The sequence below is a fragment of the Nocardiopsis ansamitocini genome (assembly GCF_030268225.1).
Classification (GTDB): domain Bacteria; phylum Actinomycetota; class Actinomycetes; order Streptosporangiales; family Streptosporangiaceae; genus Nocardiopsis_D; species Nocardiopsis_D ansamitocini.
Map to the genome: position 1 here is coordinate 1 of NZ_BSQG01000004.1, position 25,769 is coordinate 25,769.

Below are 25,769 nucleotides of genomic sequence, written 5' to 3' on the forward strand. Positions count from 1 at the left end.
TGGGTCGTTGGTGAGGGGGTTGGGTGGGTTGTTTGTGGGTGGGGTGGATGTGGATTGGGGTCCGTTGGTGGGTGGGGGTGGGGGTGTGGTTCTGCCTACGTACGCCTTCCAACACAACCGCTACTGGCCCACCACCCCACCGTCGATCGGGACGGTCTCCGCTGTCGGTCTGACCAGTGCCGGTCATCCCCTCCTGGGTGCGCTGTCCCCGCTGCCCGGGTCTGGTGGTTTGTTGCTCACGGGCAGGCTCTCCACCGCGACCCACCCCTGGGCGGCCGGGACCGCGCCGGTCGGAGCGCCGGCTGGCATCCTTCCCGAACTGCTGTTCCGTGCCGCCGACGAGGCCGGATGCGACGCCGTGCACGAACTGACCGTCGACGAGGCGATCCCTCTCCCCGCGGACAGCGCACTACGACTGCACGTCATGGTGGCCGCGCCGGACGATGCCGGGCTCCGCCCGGTCGAGGTGCACACCCGAGCCGAGAACGCCGCCCCCGAGACGCCGTGGACCCGCAACGCCCGGGGCCTGCTCGCCGCACACGGTCCCCGCCCGGACGCTTGGCCGCACACCTGGCCACCGTCGGGAGCAGAGCAGCTCGACATCGATGCTCTCTACGACGAGCTGACCGATGCCGGACTCTCCTGCGTTCCCGACGCACGTTTCCTGCACACTGCTTGGAGCCTCGGTGACCAGGTCTTCGCCGAGGCCGGAATCGACGCGGAGCACGGCGACGGCGAACCGGGGTTCGGCCTGCACCCGGCGCTGTTGGACGCGGCGGCCCACGCAGCCGCCCTCTGCCTTTCCCCCGCAGAGGCGCGACGTCCCCTGCTGCCCACCGCCTGGGCGGGACTGGTCCTGCACGCGTCCGGTGCGACGCGTCTGCGGATCCGGGCGACCCGCACCGGGCCCGCGACCACCAGTCTGGAGCTGGCCGACGACTCCGGTGCCCCGGTGGCCTCCGTCGCCTCACTGACCCTGGAACCGGTCCCACGCGGAACCCGCCCCCCGGGCACCGACTCCCTGCTGCGGGTGCGCTGGGACATCCTGTCCCGGCCCACGGACCGGGCGGACACCCGCACGAATACGCGGTGGGCCGTGCTGGGACCCGCCGGGAGCGCGCGGCCGCTGTCCCAAAGCCTTGGGGAGCCGGTGACCGCCTACCCCGACATCGAGTCGTTGGCCGACGCGATCGAGGACGGCGCCCCCGCACCCGAACTCGTTCTGGCGGACATGGGCGGTCCCGCGGTCGCGCCGGACGCCGACGACGTGCACGCCGCGGTCGCCCGCGGTCTGGGCCTGATCCAGGAGTGGGTGGCCGAGGCGGGACTGCGCGGGGCGCGGTTGGTCGTCCTGACCCGGAAGGCCGTTGCGGCGGGAGGCCCGACGGACGTCCCCGACCCGGTGGGTGCCGCGATCTGGGGGCTGCTGCGCTCGGCGCAGTCGGAGTACCCCGATCGGGTGCAGCTGGTGGACACGGACGACGACGTCCAGCTGGAACTGCTGCTCACGGTGGCCGCGGCCGGGGAGCCGCAGGCGGCCGTCCGTGCCGGCACGATCCTGCTTCCCCGCCTCGAACGGGTCACCGCCTCGGCCCCACACGCACTCCCCGTGCTCGCGCCCGCGGGCACCGTACTGGTCACCGGAGGCACCGGGGCCCTGGGTGGACTCCTCGCGCGCCACCTCGTCGAGGCGCACGGGGTGCGCAACCTGCTGCTGGTGAGCCGCCGTGGCTCCGACGCAGAAGGTGCCGCCGGCCTGACCCAAGAGCTCAAGAGGTTGGGCGCCGAGGTCACCGTGCGGGCGTGCGACGTCGCGGACCGTAGTGCGCTGGCCGCTGTACTCGGCGACATTCCCGCTGCCCACCCGCTTACCGCTGTGGTACACACCGCCGGCCTGGTCGACGACGGACTCATCCCCGCACTCACCCCGCAGCGGCTGGCGGCGGTGTTCGCGCCCAAGGTGAACGCGGCGCTGAACCTGCACGAGTTGACCCGGGAGACCGATCTCGCAGCCTTCGTGATGTTCTCCTCGGCCGCCGGTGTCCTGGGCAGCCCTGGTCAGGGCAACTATGCCGCGGCCAACGCCTTCCTGGACGCCCTGGCGCACGGCCGTCGCTCGGCGGGCCTGGTAGCGACCTCGCTCGCGTGGGGGATGTGGGAGAACCCCGACGGTATGGGCGGCGCACTCGACCCCTCCGACCTGCGCCGGATGGCCGGCCAGGGCCTGCGCCCTCTTTCGGCCGCCGAGGGAACGGCGCTCTTCGACGCCGCACTGTGCCTCGACGACGCGGTGTCGGTGCCGATGCACCTGGACGTCGCCGCCGCGCGTTCCTACGCGAACGCTGCGCTGGGCGGTGCGGTTCCCCCGTTGCTGCGCGCCCTGGTGCGCCCGGCCCGGAACGGCGTCCGACCAACGGCTGGACGCGCGAGCCGTTCGCTGGCCGACCGCCTGGTCGGGCGCACACCGGTCGAACAGGAGCAGGTCGTCCTGGACCTGGTGCTCACCGTCACGGCCCTCTCCCTGGGCGCGACCGAGCGGATGGCACCCGACCACTCCTTCTGGGACGTGGGGTTCGACTCCCTCATCGCGCTGCAGTTCGCCAACAGGCTCAGTACGGGCACCGGTCTGGCGATCGGTGCGGCGCTGATCTTCGACCACCCGACGCCGACCGCGCTCGCGGGGCACCTGCTCCCATTGATCCTGGCCAAGGGGCACGTGTCCGGTGAGGAACTGCTCGCGCAACTCGATGTACTGGAGCGCGCCCTCGCCGCCGCGGAGCCCGAGGACGACGACACGCGGGAGAGCATCGCGGCCCGTCTCGACACAATCGCCGCCCGTATGCGGTGAACCGTCCATCGAGCAGAGCAGGAGAACACCGCCAGTGCCACCGCGAAAGCCCCGGCCCTTCGACGCCGCGACCTACCTGCGACGCCTGGGCTACTCGGGCCCCCTCGAGCCCACGCTCGCCACACTGTGCGCCCTGCACCGCAGCCACCTGCGGTCGATCCCCTACGACAACACCCGGTTCCCCGAAGAGGGCGGTCCGTTGCCCGGGAACCTGGCCGACGTGGACCCCGATGCCGCCTTCGACAAGATCGTGGTGCGCGGGGTCGGAGGGATCTGCTTCGAGCTCAACCTCCTGATGCAGCTCCTCCTCGACACGCTGGGGTTTGCCACCCTCTCCCTTGCCGCGGGCGTCGCCCAGGACGACGGAACGTTCAGCCCGGACCTGTCGCACCGGTTCATCGGTGTCCACGTCGACGACGAACTGTGGCTGGCCGACGTGGGTTTCGCGGGCCCCTCGTTCATCGAGCCCGTGCGGGTGAGCCCGCAGGAGCAGGTGCAGTACGGCTGCCGGTTCAAGGTGACCGAGCAGGGATCGCGGTTCGTGCTGCACCGGAAGGGCGCGACCGGCGACTGGCGCGCGCTCTACCGCTTTCGGAAGCGGAGTCGAACGGTAGGCGAGTGGGACGGTTTCACCGAACGTTTCCAGCGCTTCCTGGGCGAATCCGGCATCGTCAGCACGACCATGGTCGGCCGGGCCACCGATACCGGCCACATCGTCGTCGTGGGCCGCCGTCACCTCAAGGTGGACGACGGGCACGAAACGGTCAGCGTGCTTGGCCCCGGCTCCTACGACGCCGTTGTCGGCGCCGTCCTGGGCCGGGGCGGGACGGCAGTCGGATGATCGGCCTTCCTACCGGTGTACAGCTGCCCGGGACCACCCCATGATCGGACCAGTCGGGGCGCGAGTCGCGGAGAACGCGGGGCGGTGGTGGCGTGACTCCGGTTGGTGATCGGACGGATCGGCCCGGGCGTCCAGCGTGATGATTGTGGAGTCGAACGTTCCTTTCCCCCAAGCAGGCCGGTTGTGCAGGAGGTCGGGATGTGCCATGGCGATCACCAGGAGCGGAACCGGACTGATCTGCTCGACGAGACCGCCGATGAACTCTACGAGTGCTTCGTCGGCACGGTGCAGATCCTCCACGACGACGATCAACGGCCGCTGGGCCGCGATCTCCTCCAACAGCCATCGCACGGCCTTCAACGTCTCGGCCGAGCCCTCGTCCCTGAGCAGCAGGGGCAGCAGGTGCACGATCATCCAGGCCGCCAGGTCCCCGGCCCCGACCAGGCGCTGCACGGACTCGGTGAGCTTGCCTTCGGCCACGCTGTCGGAATCGGAGTCGAGGACGCCCGAGTAGGACCGGACGATCACCGCCAGTGCGGTGGCACCGGCGGCCCCGTCGGCAGGGGAGGCACCACCCCCGAGCAGGCGTACCACCGTCGGATACGACTGCACCGTCTCCTGCAGGCCCATCAGCAGGCCGGCCGCCCGGGGGGAGCCCGGCTCCGCCAGCAGGGTCACCAGGTGCGGGCGGTTACGGCGGCGGACACGTTCGAGCAGGCCGCGCAGGACCCCGAGATCGTGGTCGACAACCGGTTCGGGGCCGGTGTCGTGTTCCTCGGGGAGCACGCCGAGGGGTTCCCACCCGCCGGCAGGGGCACGTTCGGCGGAGTAGAGAATCACCCCTCTGCTGTCCTCGTTGGTGGAGTCGCAGACCAGCACGCCGCCGGCCGGCGCGAACGCCAGCAACCGCACGCACCCGTCGATCACCTCCGCGGCCAGCGCCCGGGGCGGGGCGGTGTCGTCCGGCCGGGCGAACAGCACGACATCGCCGGTGGACACCGCTGCCCGGACCGCGACCCCCGCCCGTGCGTCCTGCCCGAACCGTTCCCTGATGGCAAGTGCCGCGTGCACCGCACGCTCGGCTCCGCCGGCCTCACCGTTGGGCGGCAGACCGAACAGACCCAGAACCATCGAACCGACCGTCCCCGCAACGGTTCCGCCGCACCGGTCGATCTCCGCGCACGTGGTGGCCACTGCCCGGTCGAACACCGTCTCGGAGTCGGCGTCGGTCCCCGTCCCGGTCGACATCCGTGTCGTCACCAGCAGCGCGCTGAGTCGGGTCCGTCGGGGCGGCTGTCCGTCGGTGCCCGGTCCTGTTTCCGCGGCGATGCACGGGGCTCCGGAGGAAGGCGGGGTCTGCACCGTGACCGATCGGCTCCCCGGGGGAAGATCCAGTGCCTGGTCGTGATCGAGAATCATCCGATGCAGTTCGCGCAGTTCCCGCCCGGGCTCGATCCCGAGGTCGTCGACCAGCGCCGAGTGGGTGCGCCGGTAGACCCCCAGAGCGTCGCTCTGCCGACCCGATCGGTAGAGCGCGACCATGAGCTGACCGTGCAGCCGCTCGCGCGGCGGCTCCGTTTCGGCCAGGGTCTCCAGTTCGCCGACGATCTCACGGTGGTGGCCACAGGCCAGTTCGGCGTCGAAACAGTCCTCAAGCGCTGCGAGCCGCTGCTCCTGGACCGCGGCCAGTTCCGGCCACCGGATTCCCTTTTCGACCAGGTCGGCAAGTGCCTCGCCTCGCCATAGTCCCAGGGCCTCGCGCAGTGCCGCTGCCGCCGGCTGCCATGCCCCGGCGGCCAGGTCGCGGCGGCCCTTCGCCGTCAGCAGCTCAAATCGTCGCAGGTCGATGGAGTCGGCGTCGACGTGCAGCAGGTACCCGGGAGCGTGGGTCAGCAGCGCGGCCGAGGGGGTGCCCGCGGTGTCGGTGACGAGCAACCGGCGGATGTCGGTCACGGCGTTCTGCAGCATCTTGCGCGCGGTCGGCGGGGTGTCGTGCTGCCAGAGGGCTCTCAGCAGTCGACTGGCCGCAACCACCTGGTTGGCGTGCAACAGGAGGAATCCGAGCGCGGCTCGTTGTTTCACGCCGCGCAGTGGTACGGGATGGCTGTCATCGATGACCTCTAAGGGGCCAAGCAAATGAAACTGCATGAGATCTCCCGATTTTTTGCCGGCTTTTCAGCGATCCCTGCCGAGGGCGCAGTTTTCGCTATTTTTTCGGGTGGAAAATAGGCAGGCTCACCCCGAGATGGCTTCTCGTGGGCGTCGGCCGATGGGGCGGGTGCGTTCGGTTGCGGCGGTATGGGCCAATCGAACTATTTTGCCGTCGATGCCGCTGGGGAAACATGGAAATCGGCGGCATTGTGCAGGTCGGAGCGGTTGAGAGTTCTGGTGGACGCTTCGTTGTCAAAATCGGTCATAAGGCTCGAATGGGGGTCATCCGTAGTAATTATCAATTTTTGTAAATAAAGAAATGATCGTCGCTGGTAATGATTCTTTCGCTGTTTTGATGTTGCTGTGCTACCTACCCCGGCTGCAGCTCTCCCATGTTTATAGGAAAGCTCCCATCCGATGTCCAGAGAGAGTAATATCACTGTGCTCCGGCAGTTGATTTTATTTTTCGGACACAAGTTCCGTGGTGCGCGGAAAATAAAAACGTACCCGGAAACGCCAATGCGGCGCCCGGCTGCCTGGACGGCCCGGACACCGCACGGTGACGCATTGCCCTAGGGGGGCTGCATCCCCTCCCGTTCGGCCAGGTCGGGCGCTTCGACCAGCATGGTCGTCGGAGCCGGGCGGGGGGCCGGGGTGAGGTGCAACCGGAGGACACCCGGGGAGGCGTCCGCCGGTACTAAGTGGCACGCGCACTCCTCTTCGCCGAATCCGGCGAATCGGTAGGCGACCTCCATGATCCGGTTGCGGTCGGTGGGCCGGAAGTCGGCGACCAGATGGACGCCCGCTCGGCTCGCCTGATCGACCAGCCAGTTCACGATGACCGTCCCCACCCCGAACGAGACCACCCGGCACGACGTGGCCAGCAGCTTGAGGTGCCACATCTCCCGATGCTTGTGGACAAGCAGTACGCCCACCGCGCCGTGCGGGCCGAACCGATCGGCGAGGGTGGCGACCAGTACCTCGTGGGCGGGGTCGGTCAGCAGCCGCCGCAGTTCTGCATCGGGGTAGTGCACACCGGTGGCGTTCATCTGGCTGGTGCGCAGCGTGAGTTCCTCCACGCGAGACAGTTCGGCCCCGCTCGCCCGTGCCACGCACAGCACCAGTTCCAGCGAGCGGAGGAAGTCCTCGTCGGGGCCGGCGAAGGAGGCGCGCTCGGCCGCGCGCTCGAACCCCGCCTGGTAGAGACGCCGGCGCTGCTGCGAGTCCACCGTGGTCGTCGCGGGGGTGAACTCGGGAAGACCCGACAGGCGGGTCGCCTGTTCCGCAGGGTAACAGCGTACGTCGGGCAGGTGAAAAGCCACCTCGGCACGTTCGGCAGGCTGGTCGTCGATGAATGCGATCGTGCTGTGGGCGAACCCCAACTGTTCGGCGATCCGCCGTACCGAAGCAGACTTGACGCCCCACCCGATCTCGGGCAGCACGAAGAATTCGGCCACCCCCAGCGCGTGCAACTGTTCCCAGGCGGTTTCGTGGTCGTTCTTACTGGCCACCGACTGCAGGATGCCGCGCGCGTCCAAGGCGCGGATGGTGGTCAGCACCGCCTCCGGCAGGGTGACGGTTTCGTCCTCCAGCAGAATTCCCTGCCAAAGCGTGTTGTCCAAATCCCAGACCAGGCACTTCACCGGTACCTGGGGCGACGGCGCGACCCTTCCCGCGCTCACGGGGCGATCCCGGGGAGGTCTTCCCTCGTCTCCAGCGCGTGCTGGGCGAGGATCAGCTGACAGATCTCGTTGCTGCCTTCGATGATCTCCATCAGTTTGGCGTCGCGGTAGGCCCGTGCCACCACGTGGCCGTCGTCGGCCCCCGTCGAGGCCAGGACCTGCACAGCAGTGGCCGCCCCGTGCGCGGCCTGGACCGCACTGGTGTGCTTGGCCAGTACCGATGCCAGCACCAGGTCGGGGGAGGCGTCGTCCCAGCAGCTGCTCGCATGCTCGCACGACCGGGCGGCGATCTGTTCGGCCACGACGAGTTCGGCGATGTGGCGGGCCACGAGTTGATGGTCGCCCAGCCGTTTGCCGAACTGCCGCCGGGTACGGGCGTGGGCCGTCGCCGCCCCCAGACAGGCCCGAAGAATACCGACGCAGCCCCAGGCCACGGACAGCCGCCCGTAGGTCAACGCCGAGGTGACCAGCAGCGTCAGCGACCAACCGGAGCCTCCCAGCAGGTTGGCTGCGGGGACCCGGGCATCGGTGAATTCGACGTCTGCGTGCCCTGCGGCACGGCAGCCCAGCGGGTCGGCGATCCGGCGCACCCTCACCCCGGGCGTGCCAACCGGCACGATCACCGCGGCCGCGCCGTCGTCACAGATACCGAAGACCACAATGAGGTCGGCGTAGTGGGCGGCCGTCACCCACGTCTTTTGGCCGGTGACGACGACCTCGTCGCCGTCGACCCGAAACCGGGTTCCCATCGCCGCCAGATCACTGCCGGCGCCGGGCTCGCTGAACGCCACGGCCGCCAGGCCCCCGCTGGTCAGGACAGGAAGGTGTGCTTTGCGCTGCTCGGCATCGCCCAGACGCTGAACAGCCCACGCAGCCATTCCCTGGGACGTCATCACGCTGCGCAGCGAACTGCAGAGACTGCCGGCATATGCGGTGAGCGCTCCGTTGCCCGCGCTGTTCAGGCCGCGGCCGCCATAGGCGCCGGGTACCTGTGCGCACAGAACACCCTCGGCGCCCAGCCGGCGAAGAACCGTCACGGGCAGCACACCCGACCGGTCCCAGTCCGCCGCTCGGTCGCCCACCGCTTCGGCGACCGACGTGCTCAACCCGCGGACCGGGCACGCCTCTCCTTCAGGCATCACCGCCCTCCTCGGCGTCCCCGCCCAACCGCAGCACCATCGACGACATTGCGCGGACCGTGCGAAAATTCTCCATCCGCAGGTCAGGGCCGCCGATCATGACCCCGAACGCTTTCTCCAGATACACGACGAGCTCCATCGCGAACAGAGACGACAGCGCACCGGAGGCGAAGAGATCCTCCTCCGGTGCCCACGACCTCTTGGTCCGCTTCTCCAGGTGGCACGACAGTTCCTGTTCGATCTCCTGCGCCGTCGCGGCCCCGGTCGACGATGTGGTCACAGCAGTGTCTCTCCGTACTCGTAGAATCCCCGGCCCGTTTTTCGGCCCAGGTGGCCCGCCTCGACCTTGTCCACCAGCAGCGCGGTGGGACGGCAACCCTCGTCTCCGGTCCGCTCGTGCAGGACCCGCAGCGAGTCGAGGAGGTTGTCCAGACCGATGAGGTCGGCGGTTCGCAGCGGGCCGGTCCGGTGGCCCAGACAGCCCTGGAGCAGGGCGTCGACCTCTTCCGCCGTCGCGGTCCCGCTCTCGACGACGCGCACCGCGTCGTTGATCATCGGGTGCAGGATGCGGCTCGTCACGAATCCCGGGGTGTCGCCCACCACAACCGGCGTGCGCTTCAGTGCGCTGAGCAGTCGCAGGGCGGCGGCCAGCGCGAGCTCCCCGGTCCGCTTGCCGCGGATGACCTCCACGGTGGGGATGAGGTACGGGGGGTTCATGAAATGGGTGCCCAGCAAGGACTCCGGACACGACACGGAGTCCGCCAACTCGTCGATGGGGATCGAGGACGTGTTGGAGATCAAGGGAGTGCCGGGTGCCACGATCATGGCCGCCTCCGACAGCACCTCGGCCTTGCACGCGCCGTTCTCGGTGACCGCCTCCACCACTGCCGCCGCGTCGGCGGCGCCGGCCAGTGACGCACTCGTCGCGAGCCGGGCCGGTGCCTCCTCCGCCGGTAATGCTCCCGTCAGGCGGGCGAGGCGCAGATGCTGGTGGACCCGGGCCGGCGCACCGGCCAGGCGGGAGGCGTCGGTCTCGACCAGAAGCACGGGCACTCCGTGGCCCAGGGCGAGCGACGCTATCCCCACCCCCATCACCCCGGCGCCGACGACCGCCAGCCGTGGCGCTGTCACCGGCCCGCCCCGCTCTCCGTGCGGGCCCGTGCGTCGGTCGCGCCCAGACGCCCCGATAGCGGTTTTCCTGCGAAACAGGATCGAAATGTCCCGTGGGCCAAAGACATCGGCGCCGTTCCAATCGATTCGATGTGCGTTGCCGCGATAATTCTCGACCGCAGTGGCGGTATAAACAGTGTCTTCGACCCATTCGGTACCCATTCCCCGGTAATTGGGGTGCGGCCCTCGATTTTTCCGTGCGCACTGCTAGCGTCAGAGTATGGCCCATCAGGTTGACGCCAATGCCGAACTACTTGATTATGTCCGGGAATTCTCCCTGCGTGATGACGACATCTTGCGCGACCTCCGCGGAGAGACCTCGGGACTGCCCGCGGCGCAGGCCATGCAGGTCATGCCCGAAGAGGGGCAGCTGCTCGGTCTGCTCGTCGCGCTCACCGGTGCCCGCTCGGTCCTCGAACTCGGCACCTTCACCGGGTACAGCACCCTGTGCATGGCCCGTGCGCTCCCCGCCGGCGGCCACCTGGTCACCTGCGACATCAGTGAGAAGTGGACCCGCGTCGCCGCGCGCTACTGGGAGCGGGCCGGGGTCGCCCACCTGATCGACGTGCGTCTCGGTCAGGCAGCCCACACCCTGCGACAACTCGCCGAACAATCGGGACCGGACTCCTTCGACCTGGCATTCATCGATGCGGACAAGGCCAACTACCCCCGCTATTACGAAGCGGTACTCGGCCTGGTCCGTCCCGGCGGCCTCGTCGTCATCGACAACACCCTGTTCTTCGGCAGGGTCGCCGACCCCGAGGCCCAGGACCCCGACACACTGGCGGTACGCGCACTCAACAGACTGCTGGCAACCGACCGGAGGGTGGATCTGAGCATGCTCCCCATGGCAGACGGGATCACTCTCGCCCGTAAGAGGGTGCCCGCCCAGCGGTGACCGCTCCCGCTGCCCCGGCGGGGCGGCACGTCGAGGGTGATGGCGCCGCCACTGACCCCAAAATGGCATGAAAATGACTGGCGGCAATTGTCAGTCATCGGATCCCACCTCTATGGTGACGATCGAATCGACGATTGACGGCGGTGTATATATCCCGGTTTTTTGTGTTTTCCGAAATGGATCGGCCAGATTTCCGGTCGGTGGACGACGGGAAATCCGGGGACGTTTTCGGCCGCCCTGTTCTGTCCCGGCGAATTTCGCCGAGATACGCGTCTAGGGAAGAAGAGGTAGGCAATGTCCAGTGCCACGCTCGACGCGGTGGTCGTGGGAGGAGGGCCGGCCGGCGCCGTCTGCGCCACGCTTCTGGCCCGCGAAGGCGCCTCGGTCACCCTGTTGGAACGTGACGAGTTTCCGCGCTTCCACATCGGCGAATCCATGCTGCCCTACATGGTCGGCCTGCTGGAGCGCCTGGACCTGCTGGACGCGGTCCAGGCGCAGGGCTACGTCATCAAACGCGGCGGCGAGTTCATCGACCCCACCGGGACCAAGTTCTTCAGTCCGGGAGTGTTCAGGGCCGACTTCTCCAAACAGGGGGAGGGACGCCACGCCGAGACCTTCCAGGTCGAACGGGCCCACTTCGATCGTGTCCTCATCGAGCAGGCCAAACGCGCGGGAGCCCGGGTCCTGCACGGCGCCCAGGTGACCGGATTCCTTGAGGAGGGCGAGCGCCTCACCGGTGTCCGTTACCGCCACCGGGACACGCCGCACGAGCTCCAGGCGCGCTACGTCGTGGACGCGAGCGGCCGCTCCGGCCGGATCGCGCAGCGGTTCGGCCTGCGCAAGACCATCGACGAACTGCGCATGGTCGCGGTCTTCCGGCACTACGAGAACCTCGACGAGGTCCACAACCCCGGTCACGAAGGGGACATCCAGATCGGCAGCCACGCCGACGGGTGGGTATGGGCCATCCCGCTCTCCGCCCACACGATCAGCGTCGGAACGGTGATGCCCCGCGCCGTTTTCCGCAAGGGGGCCGCCGAGGAGCTGTTCGACCAGCACGTCGCGCGCATCCCACGCATCACCCAACGCCTCAAAGGGACCCGGCCGACCATGGGCCTCAAGGTCGAGACCGACTACTGCTACCACACCGACACCGTCACCGGGCCGGGATGGCTGATGGTGGGTGACGCCGGATGCTTCGGTGACCCGATGTTCTCCGGCGGGGTCCTCGTCGCGATGACCACCGCTACCCGCGCCGCCGAGACCATCACCCAGGCGTTGGCCGACCCGGCGTCCGAGACCCGGGTCCTCGACACCTATTCCAACTTCTTCAAAACCGGCTACGACACCTACATCCGGTTGATCCACTCGTTCTACCAGAGCGAACTCCTCAGCGCGCTCGCCGACGCCAAGGGTCCCCGCGAGGAGCTGGAGACCTACATGGTGCGGCTGATGGGCGGCGATTTCTGGAGCGGGGACAACCCCATCTCCCAGGCCTTGCGCGCCAACCCCCGCTGGGACACCTTCGCCCCCTTCGAACCGGTCTTCGGCTGCCCGATCTACCCCGAGAACACGCCCCGGAACCGCGCCGCGGTCGCCGCGGCCACGGGCTGACCCGTCCCGGCCATGCCCTGACCACCCGAGGAACTGGAGTCGTATGCAATCGCCCGTACTCGTCATCGGTGCCGGGCCGACCGGCCTCGCGCTCGCCTGCGGACTGCGCATGCGCGGAACCCCGGTGCGGATCCTCGACACCAACAGCGAGCCGGCAGCCACCTCCCGGGCGCTGGGCGTCCAGCCGCGCGGCGTGGAAGTGCTCAACCGCCTCGGTGCGCTGGGCGACCTACCCGAGCGGTCGATCTCCCTGAGCGAGGTGCGGATCTACATCGGGCACCGGCTCGTGTCCACCATGCCCATGCGGCGCATGGCGGCCCAGGAGCGTTCGCCCCTGCTCATCTCGCAGGTCGAGGTGGAGGCTTCACTGCGTCGACGGTTGGTCGAGCTGGGTGGACGCGTCGAGTGGGACCACGAGCTGGTGGGGGTCACCCAGGACGACACCGGGGTGAACGCCCTCCTGCGCACGCCCACGGGGTTGGAGAGCGTCCGGGCCTCCTGGGTGGCCGGCTGCGACGGCGCGCACAGCCTGGTCCGCAAACTGGCCGGCATCGGTTTCCCGGGCGCACCTGTCGCCGAGAACTTCATCCTCGCCGATGTGCGCACCGGCTGGGACGCCGACCGCGAGATCATGAGCAGCTGGACCCACGGCGGCGGCATGATCAGCGTGTGCGCGCTTCCCGGGGAAGGCCGGTGGCGGCTGATGTCGCCCTCCCCGCCGGGCACCTCCACCGTGGTGCAGGGCGAGGCGGCCCTGGAGCAGCTCCGCCGCCAACTGGGCGACTGCACCTCGTTCTGCCCGGACCAGATCGACAAGGTCGAGTGGCTCTCCAGCTTCCGTATCCACCGTCGCCTGGCCGACTCCTACCGCCAAGGGCGGCTGCTCCTCGCCGGGGACGCCGCCGCGATCCACCACCCCTTCGGCGGCCAGGGCATGAACACCGGCCTCGGAGACGCGGAGAATCTCGCCTGGAAGCTGGCCCTGGTCATGGCGGGGCGCGCCGACGAGCGACTGATCGACAGCTACCAGGCGGAACGGCGACCGATCGCCGACGCCGTCGTCTCGGCCACCACCGCCACCTCCCGCGTCGTCCTCGGCGACACCCCGGGGATTCGGGTGCTGCGCGACTCGCTGATCCTTCCCCTCATGGACCACCCCAAAGTGCAGGAGTACCTGTGGCGCAGCGCCTCCCAACTGGGCGTGCACTACCGGGGGCGGTCCCTGGCGGCCAAACGCAGCCGTTTCAAGGCCGGGCCGCGCCCGGGGGAGCGGGTCCCCGACATCGCCTGCCGCCTCGTCGACGGCAGCCACACCACCGTTCACCAGGCGCTCCGGGGTAGGTGGGCGCTGCTCGCACCACCCGGACACGAGGACAGCATCGCCGTCGCGACCGAGCGTCTGGGAGAAGAACTCGTCACGCTGTACCCCGAGCATCCCGGCCTCACCGACGTCCTGCTGGTACGCCCCGACGCGCATCTGGCCTGGCGCGGGAACGCCGACCCCACGGGCCTGTGGGGCTGGCTGGACGGTGTCCTCACGGTCGGCGCGGCCCCCCGGCGGGCCTGAGCCGATGCCCACCGATCGAATCCGATGAGGAGTGACATGGTGCTGGAACACGAACGGCTCCCGACCATCGCCGACGAGAGCTGGACGGCACTGGGCAACGTCGCCGCACGCGCCGAGGAGACCCGCAGGCCGGCCGGACTCTTCAGTGACCCGCTCGCCGAGCGGTTCTCCGCGGCCCTGGCCGCCCCGGGACAGCGGGACGACAGGCGGAAAGCGGAAACCTGGTCCGGCGACCTGCTCGACATGATCGCCGACACCATCATCATCAAGACCCGGTTCCTCGACGAGTTCCTCGAACAGGCCAGTGCCGCCGGGTGCCGCCAGACCGTGTTGCTCGCAGCGGGGCTGGACACCCGTGCCTTCCGGCTCCCCTGGCCCCCCGGGCAGCGCGTGTTCGAGCTGGACCTTCCCGGTCTCCTCGATTTCAAGGAGGCGGTCCTCGCCGACGCCGGAGCCCGTCCAACCTGCGAGCGCACCGTCGTGCGCGCCGATCTTCGCGACGACTGGCCCGGCGCGCTGCTCGCGGCCGGGTTCGACCCTCGGCGCCCCACCGTCTGGTTGGCGGAAGGAACCCTGGGCTTCCTCACCGAGGAGGCGTGCGACGAACTGATGACGGAGTTGGGGCGGCTGTCCGCACCGGGAAGCCGACTGGGATTGGACCACACCCACGACGGAGAGGTCCACACCGATCGGGTCCGCCCCTTCGTGGAGCAGGCGGGCTTCCACATGGCCGACATGGTCAAAGGCGGCCCCACCCTCCCAGCCGACCAGTGGCTCACCGGGCACGGTTGGCAGGTCGAGGGGCACGACATCGTCGAGCGCGCTGCGGCCTACGGGCGCCCAACCCCGTACCTGTTCCGCGGTGAGCGCTCCGCGCACGGTCGCATCTTCTTCACCGCGGAGCGCGGGTGAGCAAGGGGACACCCGTGTCCAGGGTGCCCCCTTCGGTCTCGGCCATCAGCGGCGAAGGAGACTAGACGGGCTGGTAGTCGCCGCTGTCGGCGACAAAGCGCACCACCACCGACTTGGAGGTGGGTGTGTTGGAGATGTCGGCGGTCGACCCCAGCGGGACCAAGACGTTGGTCTCGGGGTAGTAGGCCGCCGCACAGCCGCGGGCAGTCGGGTAGTGCACGACCTTGAAGTGCGGAGCCCGCCGCTCGACGCCGTCGGTCCACTCACTGACCAAGTCGGTGTAGGAGCCGTCGACGAGACCGAGCTCGGCCGCGTCCTGCGGGTTGACCAGTACCACCCGGCGGCCGTTGTGGATCCCGCGATAGCGGTCGTCCAAGCCGTAGATGGTGGTGTTGTACTGGTCGTGGGAGCGCAGGGTCTGTAGCAGCAGCCGGCCCGCGGGGATCTCCGGTGCGGCGAGCCCGTTGGCGGTGAAGTTCGCCTTCCCCGTCGCCGTGGGGAAGCGGCGCTCGTCACGTGGCGCGTGCGGCAGCGCGAACCCCGAAGGGTTGCGGACCCGCGCGTTGAAGTCGTCGAAGCCGGGCACCACGCGCTCGATACGGTCACGGATCAGGTCGTAGTCGCCGGCGAACTCCTCCCACGGGATGTCGTCGTCCGCGCCGAGCACCCGCCGGGCCAGCCCCGACACGATCGCCACCTCCGAGCGCATCCCGTCCGACAGCGGCTTCACGCTGCCGCGCGAGGCGTGCACCATGCCCATGGAGTCCTCCACCGTCACGAACTGCTCGGCACCACCGGTGAGGTCGTGGTCGGTGCGGCCCAGCGCCGGCAGGATCAGCGCGCGGGCCCCGGTGATGGCGTGCGAGCGGTTCAGCTTGGTGGACACGTGCACGGTCAGCGCGCAACGGCGCATGGCCTCCTCGGTCGCGTGGGTGTCGGGAGAGGCGGAGACGAAGTTGCCGCCCATCGCGAAGAAGACCTTCGCCGATCCGGTGCCCATGGCCTCGATCGCGCGTACCACGTCGTGGCCGTGCTCGCGGGGCGGCTCGAAGCCGAACTCCGCACTCAGGGCATCGAGGAACGTGGCATCGGGCCGCTCGAAGATGCCCATCGTGCGGTCGCCCTGCACGTTGCTGTGCCCGCGGACCGGACACACGCCCGCGCCCGGTCGGCCCACGTTGCCGCGCATCAGCAGGAAGTTCACGATCTCGCGGATCGTGGGCACCGAGTGCTTGTGCTGGGTCAGGCCCATCGCCCAGCACACCACGACCTTCTTGGCGGCCAGCACCATCGCCAGCGCCTCGTCGATCTCGGCGCGTTCCAGACCGGTGCTCTCGTGCACCCGCGCCCAGAACGCCTCTTCCTCGGTCTCCAGCAGCGCGCCGCGGTACTCCTCGAAGCCGTGGCAGTGCTCCTCGATGAAGTCGCGGTCCAGCACCGAACCGGGCCGCTGCTCCTCCATCTGTAGCATCAGCCGGTTCAGGGCGCTGAACAGGGCGAGGTCGCCGCCGAGCCGGACCTGGAGGAACAGGTCGGTGAGCATCGTCCCCGACCCCAGGACCCCGCGTGCCGTCTGCGGGTTGCGGAAACGCTGCATCCCGGCCTCGGGTAGCGGGTTCACCGTGATGATCCGCGCCCCCTCCTGCTTGGCCTTTTCCAGCGCCATGAGCATCCGGGGGTGGTTGGTGCCGGGGTTCTGCCCGGCCACGATGATGAGGTCGGCCTGGTAGAGGTCCTTCAGTGACACGCTGCCCTTGCCGACGCCCAGGGTCTCGCCCAACGCCGACCCCGAGGACTCGTGGCACATGTTGGAGCAGTCGGGCAGGTTGTTGGTGCCCAGCTTGCGGGCGAACAGCTGGTACAGGAACGCGGCCTCGTTGCTGGTGCGGCCCGAGGTGTAGAACAGCGCCTCGTCGGGGGAGTCCAGTCCGTTCAGGTCCTCGGCGACGATATCGAACGCCTGCTCCCACGACACCGGTGCGTAGTGGGTGGCGCCGGGGGCCAGGTACACCGGTTCGGTGATGCGGCCCTGCTGCCCCAGCCAGTAGCCCGAGCGTCCGGCGAGGTCGGCCACGCCGTGCTCGGCGAAGAACTCCCGGGTGACGGCGCGTCGGGTCGCCTCCTCCGCCACCGCCTTGGCACCGTTCTCGCAGAACTCCGCGGAGTGGCGCTTCTCGGGCTCGGGCCAGGCGCACCCGGGACAGTCGAACCCCTTCTTCTGGTTCACGTCCACCAGAGTCAGCAGTCCGCGGCCCGCTCCGGCCTGGCGGCCCACGACCCGCATGCTGTTCAGAACGGCCGGGATACCCACGGCCGACGTTTTGGGGGCGCTGACCTCAGGCGCGTCCTGGCGGGGGTCCTCCTGTGGTGCACGGGACATCGGAATCGGCTCCTCGTTGCTGCTGTCGTTTGGGGGCGGACCTGCGCGGTGTGGCACGCCCTTGATCCGTATTGTCGCAAAGTTCCTGGCGGGGTGCTGTGCGGGGCACCTCCTGAGGGCGCCGGATAACCCCTGGTTGGGGACCTGGTCACCCGAGAACCGTTGTGCTAATCTGACCAGCGGGTTGCAGTCGTTGATTTCGCTTTGATCGCATGTGATCGCCCGCGGAGTTCTTGACAAGCGGGCGTTTTTCTTTGAAGAAGGTTCCGCAGCACCCGCAGACTTGCAAAGTGCGAGTCTGGAACTGTCTCCAAAGAATTGGGAGATCGCATGACGCAGGGAACCGTCAAGTGGTTCAACGGCGAAAAGGGCTTCGGCTTCATCAGCCAGGACGCCGGTGGCCCCGACGTTTTCGTGCACTACAGCAACATCGCGGGTAGCGGCTTCCGCAACCTCGAAGAGAACCAGCGCGTCGAGTTCGACGTCACGCAGGGCCCGAAGGGCCCGCAGGCCGAGAACGTCCGCGCTCTCTAGTCTGCTCGTTCCAAAGCCGCATAACGAGCCCCCTCACGGTAGGGCACGTTCCGGCTTGCGGCTTCCTCACCGTCCCGGTTCTGTTTACCGGCCGGGACGGCGGGAGCCGATGAACCGCCCCGCGGGGGTCGATCGTTCGCGATCGGCCCCCGCGGGTTTTTTCACCCCTTGGCCAGCGCGCCGGCGAGACTGCCCGCCAGCGGCAACCGTGGAAGCAGCACCGTCTGGTAGGCGTGGTAGGCGTCGGGCTTGCCGCTCCAGGTGGCGCCCTCGGGGACCCCCAACGACACCGCGTCGAGTTCGTGGTGCCAGCTCCCCTTCTCGGTGTCGATCAGGTGCGCCGCGGCATGGTCCCACCACACCCGGTACCAGTGCTCATAGCGCTCGTCGCCGGTGCGCAGACCCAATACCGCCGCAACCGCGATCGCCTCGGCCACCACCCAGTGCATCCGCGCTCGGACCACCGGGGTGTCGTCGTAGTCCAGGGTGTAGACGAAGCCTTCCGCGCCGTCCACCGACCAGCCGCGCTCCACCGCGAAGGAGAACATCGCCTCGGCGTCGGCCAGGAGCCAGTCCGGCGCCTTCTCCAGCGAGGTCTCCAGGTTCACCAACAGGCGGGCCCACTCCAGCACGTGCCCCACCGTCACCCCGTAGGGACGGAACGGGTGCGCGCGGTCGTCGGAGTTGTAGTCCGCGACAGGCTCCCAGTCCGTAGTGAAGTGCTCGGGGAGCCGCCATCCGCGTGTGCCCGCGACCTCGTGCACGAAGAACTCCGCGATCCGCAGTGCGCGCCGGGCCCACACCGACGATCCGGTGGCGTCGGCGGCGGCAAGGAACGCCTCCACCATGTGCATGTTGCTGTTGGCGCCCCGGTAGTCCTCGGTCGCCCCCCAGTCACGGGTCCCCCCCTCGCGACAGCGCCCGGTCGCCTCGTCCCAGAACCGCTCCTCGATCACGTTGCCGATATCGGTGAGCAGGGCATCGGCGCCGGGGCGCCCGGCCAGTGCCGCGCTGCTGGCGGCCAGCAGGACGAACGCGTGCTGGTAGGCGTCCTTGCGGTCGTCGGAGGGGGACCCGTCGGCGTTCAGCGCGGCGAACCAGCCGCCGTGCTCGTCGTCGCGCAGCGCACCGCGCAGTGCCTGCACACCGTGGTCGGCCAGCCGGCCGGCCCCGGGGACCCCGTCCAGGTGGGCCAGGGCGAAGACGTGCGTCATCCGCGCGGTGACCCAGGTGTGCACGCCCTGCTCGGCGACGACGGAGCCGTCGGCCCCCAGCCAGCCGAACCCGGTTGCCGGGTGGTCGGCGGCGGAGACGAATTCCAGGAGGCGCAGGGCTTCGTTGTCCAGCCAGACGCGGTGCATGCGCGAAGTGGTCCACTGAGGCATCGAGGGTGGCTCCAATCGGGTCGGGAGAATCGGGCCATCCTTTCGCATCGCCCGCGCGCCGCTTCCCCCGGCACCGGGTGGAGCCGCCTGTTCCCGGAAGGGAGGCCACCGCATCCGCGTACGGATCGGGGGCGGCGAACAGCGAACAGGACCCGCCATCCGGCAACTCCGCGTTGTTCGTGGCCTTCGCCGGTATCGCCGGGGCCGGCGAGGTCGCTAATCGCGGCGGCGGGCGGGAGGACCCTCCGACGCCGGCGGGGCGCTCGGGCCGCACGTGCCGAACACCGTCTTTGGTACGGCCCGGTGACCGTCGCCGAACCGATGGGGCACACCGGCACCGCCCTGCCCGCCGACGAGACCACAGCACCGGAAAGGCTTGCCCGCGATCGGTGTGCAGGCCAAAAGCCCTCGCGCGATCCTGCGCCGGTGTTCCTCGGTCCCCGGACGCAAAACCGCCGGCCGTTTGCGCCGACGGGAACGGCCCCACCCTGGGCGTGGCAGGCGCCGGAGACCGGATACCCGTCATTGCGAGTCGTGCGCAGCGCCGTACGCGAGTCAGATCGGCGCGGCCCAGGCCCGGGCGAAGGCCAGCCGTACGAGTTCGGCGGGGCCGAGGCGGGAGTCGCGCAGCTCGGCGGAGAACAGCACCGCCCCCACGCAGTCGTTGAGCAGTACCCCCGCCAGCCAGCGCGGCGGAAGCGCCGGATCCAGCAGTCCCGCCTCCTGGGCCCGCGCCATCGGCCCGGCCAGCTCGTCCAGGCACGCCCCGTAGCCCGACTCCGCGCTGCCGGTGACCGTGTCCTGGTTCAGGCCGGGGCCGTTGACGAGCACCGGGTAGATCTGCACCGCCCGCATCGCCACCGCCACAGCTCGGTCCAGCAGCTCGTCCTGCGGGCAGGTCTGTAGACCTGCCTCGGCCACGAGGCGCTGGGTGCCTGAGAAGGCCGTCGCGTAGACCTCGGCCACCAGCTGTTCACGAGCGTGGAAGTGCCGGTAGACGGTCGTGCGTCCGAGCCCGGTCGCCGCGGTGAGCTCGTCCATGCCGGCCCCGGGGGAGGCGGCGAGCAGCTCGGTCGCGGCCCGGATGATCTGTTCGTGGTTGCGGCAGGCGTCCGAGCGCTGTCCCCGTGTCCCGGCCCTGATCGGCTGACCCCTCATGCCTTTCATGGTGCCATGGTCCAGACCAATTTTTCCCACTGTGCTCTGACCAGTTACGGACACTCTGGCCAAAGAAAGGGGTGCGCCCGAAAAGGGCGCACCCCCGAGGGAAGTCCGGTCAGACCTTCTTGAACAGGCCGCCGATCTCCCAGATGTCCTGCGGTGGCTGGGCCTGCTCCACACCCCACGTGCGCACGTCGATGAACCCCGGAGCCAACGGCTCCAGGTCGCCGACCAGGTCGGCGGCCTCCTGGGGGCTGCGGACCCGGCCCCAGTTGCCGTGCGTGTTCTCCAACATGGTGTTGGTCAGCTCCGCCGCGGCCGAAGGATTGTCGCTGACCAGGTGGGAGTAGGCCAGGTAGCTTCCGGCGGGGACCGCGTCCATCATCGCGCTGATGCAGCGGGCGGGGTCGGCCTTGTCGGGGATGCAGTGCAGCAGCGCGATGAACAGCACGCCCACCGGGCGGTCGAAGTCGATCAGCTCCCGCAGCTGCTCGTTGCCCAGGATCTCTTCCGGCCGGGTGGCGTCGGCGGTGAAGACGGTGGTGTTCTTGTTGTCGGCCAACAGCGCGCGGCCGTGCGCGAGCACGATGGGGTCGTTGTCCAGGTAGACCACCCGCACGTCGGGATTGACCCGCTGGGCGACCTGGTGGGTGTTCTCGGCGCTGGGCAGCCCGGAACCCACGTCGATGTACTGGTCGATCCCGAGCTCGTCGGTCATGTGGTGCACGACCCGCGACAGCCACGCCCGGTTGTCCAGGGCGACCTTGCGGATCTCGGGCAGCCCTTCCAAGATCATCTCGGCCACGGCTCGGTCAGCAGCGAAGTTGTCCTTGCCGTAGAGCAGCGCGTCATAGATCCGCGCGGTGGTCGGCACGGTCATGTCGATGTCGGGGATGACGGGCTGATCTGCGTCCTTCTCGAGTCCGGCCATGAGGGAGGGGTACCTCGCGTATTCTGCTGGGCGTTGAGGGGCGGTTCGCTCTAACCGCGAATTTTAACCGCGAATCCCCTGTGTTTACGGCATTCCTCGTGTTTCTTGAAACTTGTGCCGCTATGGTTACCCCGCTTCGTCGACGCCGGAGACCTGTTCCCCCGGGCCCTGCGCGGTCAGCGCACGCAGGAGCGGTGCCACCGCTGCGGCGACCTCTTCCACTCCTTTGGGGGCGAACGGCGGCGCGACGGTCACCCGGTGCGGGCGGGGCAGTGGGGGAGCCGACCAGAACTCCCGTGGATCGTCGGGAAGCGGGGCCGCTGCGACAGTCGCGGGCGGCGAGGGTTCGGTGCCTGCGGACACCGGTTCCGCGCCGGCGCGCGCCCTCAGCCGCATCTGTGACAGCAGTGCGGCCCGGTCCCGGCCCAGCCACGCCGTGAGCAGGAAGGGGTCACCGTCCAGCCGCTCGGCCATAACGTACAGCGCGGCAGCCGTGTGCTTGCACGGGTGGCCCCAGTCCTGGCACGAGCAGGTCAGGACGAGGTCGTGCAGCCCCCGCGGGAACAGGTCCAGGCCCAATACGTCGAATACCTGCTCCACCTCCGCGGGTAGTTCTCCCGACAGCAGCCGTGCCCGAAACAGTGGTTGTCCGGCGAGGGCGGCGACCACCACCTCCCACTGGGCGTCATCGAGTACCCGCCCGATCAGGCTCACCCGGTAGGGCCGGGACCGGCTCCCCCGAACTGAGGCCACCACCTCGCCCGGTCGCACCTTCACCTCCAGCACCGCGCCCGAGGCGGCGTAGGCGCGTCCCCGGGCCAACCGTCCGTCCTCGGTGCCCGACTCCAGGGCCGAGACGAAACGCTGCGACCACCACCGCCGCGCGCTCACGGGGTGACCGCCTCGGGGGACAGGCGCACGACCTCGCGCAGTTGCGCGGTGGAGAGCCCGGTCAGCCACTCCTCACCGGTGCCCACGACGCTCTGGGCCAGGGCTTTCTTACGCTCGATCATCTCGTCCACCCGCTCCTCCAGGGTCCCCACACAGATCAGTTTGCGCACCTGGACGTCGCGACGCTGGCCGATGCGGAACGCACGGTCGGTGGCCTGGTCCTCCACCGCGGGATTCCACCACCGGTCCACGTGCACGACGTGGTTGGCCCGGGTCAGGTTCAAACCGGTCCCCGCGGCCTTGAGCGACAACAGGAAGACCATCGGCTCGGCCGACTCCTGGAACCGACGTACCATCTCCTCGCGCCGAGGCCGCGGCGTCCCCCCGTGCAGCCACAAGACCTCCCGGTCCAGCCGCGCGGCGAGATAGGGGGCGAGGCGGTCGCCGAAAGCGGCGTACTGGGTGAAACACAGGGCCTTGTCGCCCTCGGCCAGCGCCTCGGTGAGCAGATGCTCCAACCGGTCCAGCTTGCCCGAACGTCCCGCGAGCGCCGAGCCGTCGCCCAGGAACTGCGCGGGATGGTTGCAGATCTGCTTCAGCCGCGCCATCGTCGCCAGTACCAGCCCCTTGCGTTGGATCCCGTCGGCATCGTCGAGACGCTCGCTCATCTCGTCCACCACGGCCTTGTACAGTGACGCCTGCTCCGGGGTGAGGGTGCACCAGGTGCGCATCTCCAGCTTCTCGGGGAGGTCGGAGATGATGCTCTTGTCGGTCTTGAGGCGCCGCAGGACGAAGGGACCGGTCAACCGTTTGAGCAAGGCGGTGCTCTCCTCGGAGCCCTCCACGTCGTCCCGTCCGGCTTTTGCCGCGATCGTCCGGTCGAAGGCCGCGGCCGGACCGAGCAGGCCGGGGTTGGCGAACTCCATGATCGACCACAGCTCGCCCAGGTTGTTCTCCACCGGGGTGCCGGTCAATGCGATCTTGGTGTCGGCCCGGAGCTCGCGTACGGCGCGGGCCTGCCGGGTGGAGCTGTTCTTGACCGCCTGGGCCTCGTCGCACACCACCCGACGCCAGGGGATTCCCGCCAACTCCTCGACGTCGCGGGTCACCACGCCGTAGGTGGTCACCACCAGGTCGGTACTGCCGAGCAGGCGCGCCAGGTCGTTGCCGCGGGGGCGATCGGGACCGTGCTGCACGTGCACTCGCAGAGCCGGGGCGAACCGGGCGGCCTCGCGCTGCCAGTTGCCCACCAGCGATACCGGACAGACCAGCAGGGTCGGCCCATGGGCGTTTCGTGCCTGCTCCTCGGCCAGGAGCGCCAGCAGTTGAACCGTCTTGCCCAGCCCCATGTCGTCGGCCAGGATCGCGCCCAGCCCGAGGTCACCGAGGAAGCGCAACCATGCGGCGCCACGCTCCTGATAAGGGCGCAACGTCGCGCCGAACCCGTCCGGAAGCCGCAGCGGCTCCAGCGTCCGCTCCGCCGTACCGTCCAGGAGCGCGCCCAGAGCACCGTCGGCGGTCACCTCGGTGACGGGTACCTGCTCCCGGGCATCGGCGGTCACCGCCAGACGCAGCACCTCGGACCGGCGCATCCGGCCTCTGCCCCGGCGGCGCAGGAAGTCCAGTGCGCCCTCCACCGCCGCGGGGTCGATCTCCACCCATCGTCCGCGCAGGCGCACCAACGGCTGTTTGAGCCGGGCCAGTTCGGTCAGGGCCGCCACGTCCAGACGGTCGCCGTCGAGGATCGCCGTGAAGGAGAAGTCCACGAGATCCTCGGCACCGATCCCGCCCCCCTGGGCGCTGGGGCGCTCGTGGGCGTCCAAGGCAAGGCTCAGCGCGGGCCGGCCCGCCCACTCCGGCAGCACCACGGAGAAGCCGGCCGCGGCCAGCCGGGGGGCGATGTCGCGGATGAAGACATAGGCCCCACCGCGGCCGAGTTCGATGTCGGAGGGGGCGAGTTCGCGCAGCACGCGCCGTAGCGCGGGATAGTGCTGGGCAGCCCGGGCGAGCTCGCGCAGGGCCGTGGCCTCCGCCTCGGGGCCCAGCCAGTCCCCGCCCGCCCCCTCCCAGAGGTCGCGCAACGGGAGTTGCAGACTCGGGTCGGTCGCCGATCCCACCCAGAACTCCACCCGCCACACCTCGTCGGCCTCGGCGGTGTCGGGGGCCTCGACGGGCTCGGTCAGGCGCAGCAGCAACCGGGGTTGTCCGTCGCCGTGGCGCGCAGAGTCGAACCAGGAGCGCAGCCCGCTCGCCAGTGCGGGGTCGGGATCGAGCAGGCCCGCCTCGGGAGTGCGCAACGCAGCGGTCCAGGCGGCGGTGCCGGACGGCCGGGGCGCGCGTCCCAGCCGTTCGCGCGCGGTTTCGTCGACAAGCGCGTTCAACACGGACAGGGCGTGCTCGCCGGCGGACGGTCGGGCAAGAGGGTCCAGATGCGCGCGGGCCACGGGGGGCCATGCCTCCGCGAGTGCGGTGAAGAACGCCGCGTCGGTGCCGGTGATCAGAGGACGCCATCGGGCCGTCGGCGGGTCGCCCAGCACCAGGGGGAGCACCCGCCCTCCCGCCACCAGCCGGCGGGCGAGGTCGCGTACGGCGACGAGGTGGCGGGTCCCGGCGCCGATCGCCACATCGCCGGTGACGGCGCTCTCCATGCGTCCCAGTACGGTGGTGACGCTCTCGGCGAAGGCCAGTGCCGGAACGCGCCAGCGGCGCAGGGCCGGCGTGCGTACGGCGGGCGGTTCGGTCAGCGGTTCCAGCCCGGGGGAGGGGAGGGGATGGCGCGCCGAACCGGGCAGGTGCAGTTCGAGCTCTGTGGTCGCCGCCTTCGCGGCGAGGGCGGGACCCAGTGCGGCGGCCAGCCCGTCGTGTCCCAGCGCATAGGGGTGCGGGGCCGCTGCGGCCCGGGATCCGGTGGCGGGGGGAGCGGTGGAGTCCTCGGCCCATACGGCCAGTGCGTGGTCCAGCCACGCGGCGTGCAACACCAGCACGATCCCCGCCTGTTTTCGCTCGTCGGCACGGTTGTCCGTTCCAGTATGGCCGCAGACGGGGACAACGGTGGCGTGACGGACGCCTCCGTCCGCTTCCCAAGTGATCTACATTGTAAAGCTAGTTGTTTGAGCAATTATCAAAAAACCACGCAATCGCCCCGCATCCTGCCCGCGACGGGACGATCACTTCTTCGCTGACGGGTACTCGGCGAAACCCGATGAAGAATTTTCGGCGAAGCTGTCGATTCGGCCTCCTGCCGTTCGACATAGGGGTGAGAAGCGGGGAAATCCCTCGCGATCACGACAGAGGAGTCACCATGCCGCGCTACCTGACGATGATCCGACTCGACGAGCAGAACCCTCCTGCCGAGGAAGACGGCCCCGAGTTCGCCGAGCGCATGGGCGCGCTGTACGAGGAGATCACCAAGGCCGGGGTCATGCTGGACACGGGCGGTCTCGCCCCGACCGCCGAAAGCACCCGGGTCACCTGGTCCGGCGGCACACTCAGCTCCATCGACGGGCCCTTCACCGAGAGCAAGGAGGTCGTCGGCGGATACTCCATCATCCAGGCCAAGGACAAGGCCGAGGCCCTGGAATGGGCCAGGCGCTTCCTCCAGGTCCACGACGAGCACTGGACCATCACCGCCGAGATCCGCGAAATCACCGAAGGCTGACCCGAGC

19 protein-coding genes are annotated in these 25,769 nt (G+C 69.4%); 8 read left to right on the forward strand and 11 right to left on the reverse strand.

The window, feature by feature from the left end:
- The first annotated feature begins 85 nt into the window (after window positions 1–85).
- Both QSJ59_RS12370 and QSJ59_RS12375 read left to right on the forward strand, forming a co-directional pair.
- Window positions 86–2,848 (forward strand): type I polyketide synthase, encoded by a 2,763-nt coding sequence (locus QSJ59_RS12370; RefSeq protein WP_285759580.1) that lies wholly within the window; start codon window positions 86–88, stop codon window positions 2,846–2,848.
- Between the two features lie 34 nt (window positions 2,849–2,882).
- Window positions 2,883–3,689, forward strand: coding sequence for an arylamine N-acetyltransferase family protein (locus QSJ59_RS12375; protein ID WP_285759581.1), 807 nt, complete (start codon window positions 2,883–2,885; stop codon window positions 3,687–3,689).
- Between the two features lie 9 nt (window positions 3,690–3,698).
- On the opposite strand, the gene QSJ59_RS12380 is transcribed toward QSJ59_RS12375, so the two are convergent.
- From QSJ59_RS12380 to QSJ59_RS12400, 5 genes are all read right to left on the reverse strand, one after another.
- Window positions 3,699–5,837 (reverse strand): ATP-binding protein, encoded by a 2,139-nt coding sequence (locus QSJ59_RS12380; protein WP_285759583.1) that lies wholly within the window; start codon window positions 5,835–5,837, stop codon window positions 3,699–3,701.
- 575 nt (window positions 5,838–6,412) lie between these two features.
- A complete protein-coding gene (locus QSJ59_RS12385) occupies window positions 6,413–7,522 on the reverse strand; it encodes an HAD-IIIC family phosphatase (protein WP_285759585.1) in 1,110 nt (369 codons plus the stop codon).
- Window positions 7,519–8,661, reverse strand: coding sequence for an acyl-CoA dehydrogenase family protein (locus QSJ59_RS12390; RefSeq protein WP_285759587.1), 1,143 nt, complete (start codon window positions 8,659–8,661; stop codon window positions 7,519–7,521). The genes QSJ59_RS12385 and QSJ59_RS12390 overlap by 4 nt, the downstream gene beginning before the upstream one ends.
- Window positions 8,654–8,941 carry an acyl carrier protein gene (locus QSJ59_RS12395; RefSeq protein ID WP_285759590.1) on the reverse strand — a complete coding sequence of 96 codons (288 nt, stop codon included), beginning with the start codon at window positions 8,939–8,941 and terminating at the stop codon, window positions 8,654–8,656. The genes QSJ59_RS12390 and QSJ59_RS12395 overlap by 8 nt, the downstream gene beginning before the upstream one ends.
- Window positions 8,938–9,792, reverse strand: coding sequence for a 3-hydroxyacyl-CoA dehydrogenase family protein (locus QSJ59_RS12400; RefSeq protein WP_285759592.1), 855 nt, complete (start codon window positions 9,790–9,792; stop codon window positions 8,938–8,940). The genes QSJ59_RS12395 and QSJ59_RS12400 overlap by 4 nt, the downstream gene beginning before the upstream one ends.
- Window positions 9,793–10,051: 259 nt before the next feature.
- Between QSJ59_RS12400 and QSJ59_RS12405 the strand changes: the two genes are divergently transcribed.
- The 4 genes from QSJ59_RS12405 (at window position 10,052) to QSJ59_RS12420 (ending at window position 14,822) form a co-directional block, all read left to right on the forward strand.
- Entirely contained in the window at window positions 10,052–10,729 is a 678-nt protein-coding gene (locus tag QSJ59_RS12405; RefSeq protein WP_285759593.1) for an O-methyltransferase, read from the forward strand.
- Window positions 10,730–11,023: 294 nt separating this feature from the next.
- Entirely contained in the window at window positions 11,024–12,343 is a 1,320-nt protein-coding gene (locus QSJ59_RS12410) for an NAD(P)/FAD-dependent oxidoreductase (protein WP_285759594.1), read from the forward strand.
- 43 nt (window positions 12,344–12,386) lie between these two features.
- Window positions 12,387–13,910 carry an FAD-dependent monooxygenase gene (locus QSJ59_RS12415; RefSeq protein ID WP_285759595.1) on the forward strand — a complete coding sequence of 508 codons (1,524 nt, stop codon included), beginning with the start codon at window positions 12,387–12,389 and terminating at the stop codon, window positions 13,908–13,910.
- Window positions 13,911–13,946: 36 nt separating this feature from the next.
- A complete protein-coding gene (locus QSJ59_RS12420; RefSeq protein ID WP_285759596.1) occupies window positions 13,947–14,822 on the forward strand; it encodes an SAM-dependent methyltransferase in 876 nt (291 codons plus the stop codon).
- A 61-nt stretch (window positions 14,823–14,883) separates the two neighbouring features.
- Here the strand turns inward: QSJ59_RS12420 and QSJ59_RS12425 are convergent, their stop codons facing one another.
- Complete coding sequence (locus QSJ59_RS12425) at window positions 14,884–17,202, reverse strand: FdhF/YdeP family oxidoreductase (protein ID WP_285759598.1); 2,319 nt, start codon at window positions 17,200–17,202, stop codon at window positions 14,884–14,886.
- Between the two features lie 330 nt (window positions 17,203–17,532).
- Here QSJ59_RS12425 and QSJ59_RS12430 point away from each other — a divergent pair, with 330 nt between their 5' ends.
- Complete coding sequence (locus QSJ59_RS12430; protein WP_285759599.1) at window positions 17,533–17,736, forward strand: cold-shock protein; 204 nt, start codon at window positions 17,533–17,535, stop codon at window positions 17,734–17,736.
- Window positions 17,737–17,897: 161 nt separating this feature from the next.
- On the opposite strand, the gene QSJ59_RS12435 is transcribed toward QSJ59_RS12430, so the two are convergent.
- The 5 genes from QSJ59_RS12435 to QSJ59_RS12455 form a co-directional block, all read right to left on the reverse strand.
- The gene (locus QSJ59_RS12435) at window positions 17,898–19,121 is read right to left on the reverse strand and encodes an AGE family epimerase/isomerase (protein WP_285759600.1); all 1,224 of its coding nucleotides are present in this window, start codon (window positions 19,119–19,121) and stop codon (window positions 17,898–17,900) included.
- Window positions 19,122–19,676: 555 nt separating this feature from the next.
- On the reverse strand, window positions 19,677–20,279 hold the full coding sequence (locus QSJ59_RS12440) for a TetR/AcrR family transcriptional regulator (protein WP_285759601.1): 603 nt from the start codon (window positions 20,277–20,279) through the stop codon (window positions 19,677–19,679).
- Window positions 20,280–20,397: 118 nt separating this feature from the next.
- Window positions 20,398–21,213, reverse strand: coding sequence for an SAM-dependent methyltransferase (locus QSJ59_RS12445; protein WP_285759602.1), 816 nt, complete (start codon window positions 21,211–21,213; stop codon window positions 20,398–20,400).
- Between the two features lie 126 nt (window positions 21,214–21,339).
- Window positions 21,340–22,104 carry an SWIM zinc finger family protein gene (locus QSJ59_RS12450; RefSeq protein WP_285759603.1) on the reverse strand — a complete coding sequence of 255 codons (765 nt, stop codon included), beginning with the start codon at window positions 22,102–22,104 and terminating at the stop codon, window positions 21,340–21,342.
- Entirely contained in the window at window positions 22,101–25,088 is a 2,988-nt protein-coding gene (locus QSJ59_RS12455; protein WP_285759605.1) for a DEAD/DEAH box helicase, read from the reverse strand. The genes QSJ59_RS12450 and QSJ59_RS12455 overlap by 4 nt, the downstream gene beginning before the upstream one ends.
- A gap of 317 nt (window positions 25,089–25,405) precedes the next feature.
- Between QSJ59_RS12455 and QSJ59_RS12460 the strand changes: the two genes are divergently transcribed.
- Window positions 25,406–25,762 (forward strand): YciI family protein, encoded by a 357-nt coding sequence (locus QSJ59_RS12460; RefSeq protein ID WP_285759606.1) that lies wholly within the window; start codon window positions 25,406–25,408, stop codon window positions 25,760–25,762.
- Window positions 25,763–25,769 lie beyond the last annotated feature (7 nt).

Excerpts from the sequence above, each read along its gene's own strand:
- QSJ59_RS12445 (WP_285759602.1), bottom strand. The coding sequence starts at position 21,213 with ATGGCCGGACTCGAGAAGGACGCAGATCAGCCCGTCATCCCCGACATC.
- QSJ59_RS12380 (WP_285759583.1), bottom strand. The coding sequence starts at position 5,837 with ATGCAGTTTCATTTGCTTGGCCCCTTAGAGGTCATCGATGACAGCCAT.
- QSJ59_RS12390 (WP_285759587.1), bottom strand. The coding sequence starts at position 8,661 with ATGCCTGAAGGAGAGGCGTGCCCGGTCCGCGGGTTGAGCACGTCGGTC.
- QSJ59_RS12420 (WP_285759596.1), top strand. The coding sequence starts at position 13,947 with ATGGTGCTGGAACACGAACGGCTCCCGACCATCGCCGACGAGAGCTGG.
- QSJ59_RS12410 (WP_285759594.1), top strand. The coding sequence starts at position 11,024 with ATGTCCAGTGCCACGCTCGACGCGGTGGTCGTGGGAGGAGGGCCGGCC.
- QSJ59_RS12435 (WP_285759600.1), bottom strand. The coding sequence starts at position 19,121 with ATGCCTCAGTGGACCACTTCGCGCATGCACCGCGTCTGGCTGGACAAC.
- QSJ59_RS12460 (WP_285759606.1), top strand. The coding sequence starts at position 25,406 with ATGCCGCGCTACCTGACGATGATCCGACTCGACGAGCAGAACCCTCCT.
- QSJ59_RS12440 (WP_285759601.1), bottom strand. The coding sequence starts at position 20,279 with ATGAGGGGTCAGCCGATCAGGGCCGGGACACGGGGACAGCGCTCGGAC.
- QSJ59_RS12430 (WP_285759599.1), top strand. The coding sequence starts at position 17,533 with ATGACGCAGGGAACCGTCAAGTGGTTCAACGGCGAAAAGGGCTTCGGC.
- QSJ59_RS12405 (WP_285759593.1), top strand. The coding sequence starts at position 10,052 with ATGGCCCATCAGGTTGACGCCAATGCCGAACTACTTGATTATGTCCGG.
- QSJ59_RS12415 (WP_285759595.1), top strand. The coding sequence starts at position 12,387 with ATGCAATCGCCCGTACTCGTCATCGGTGCCGGGCCGACCGGCCTCGCG.
- QSJ59_RS12425 (WP_285759598.1), bottom strand. The coding sequence starts at position 17,202 with ATGTCCCGTGCACCACAGGAGGACCCCCGCCAGGACGCGCCTGAGGTC.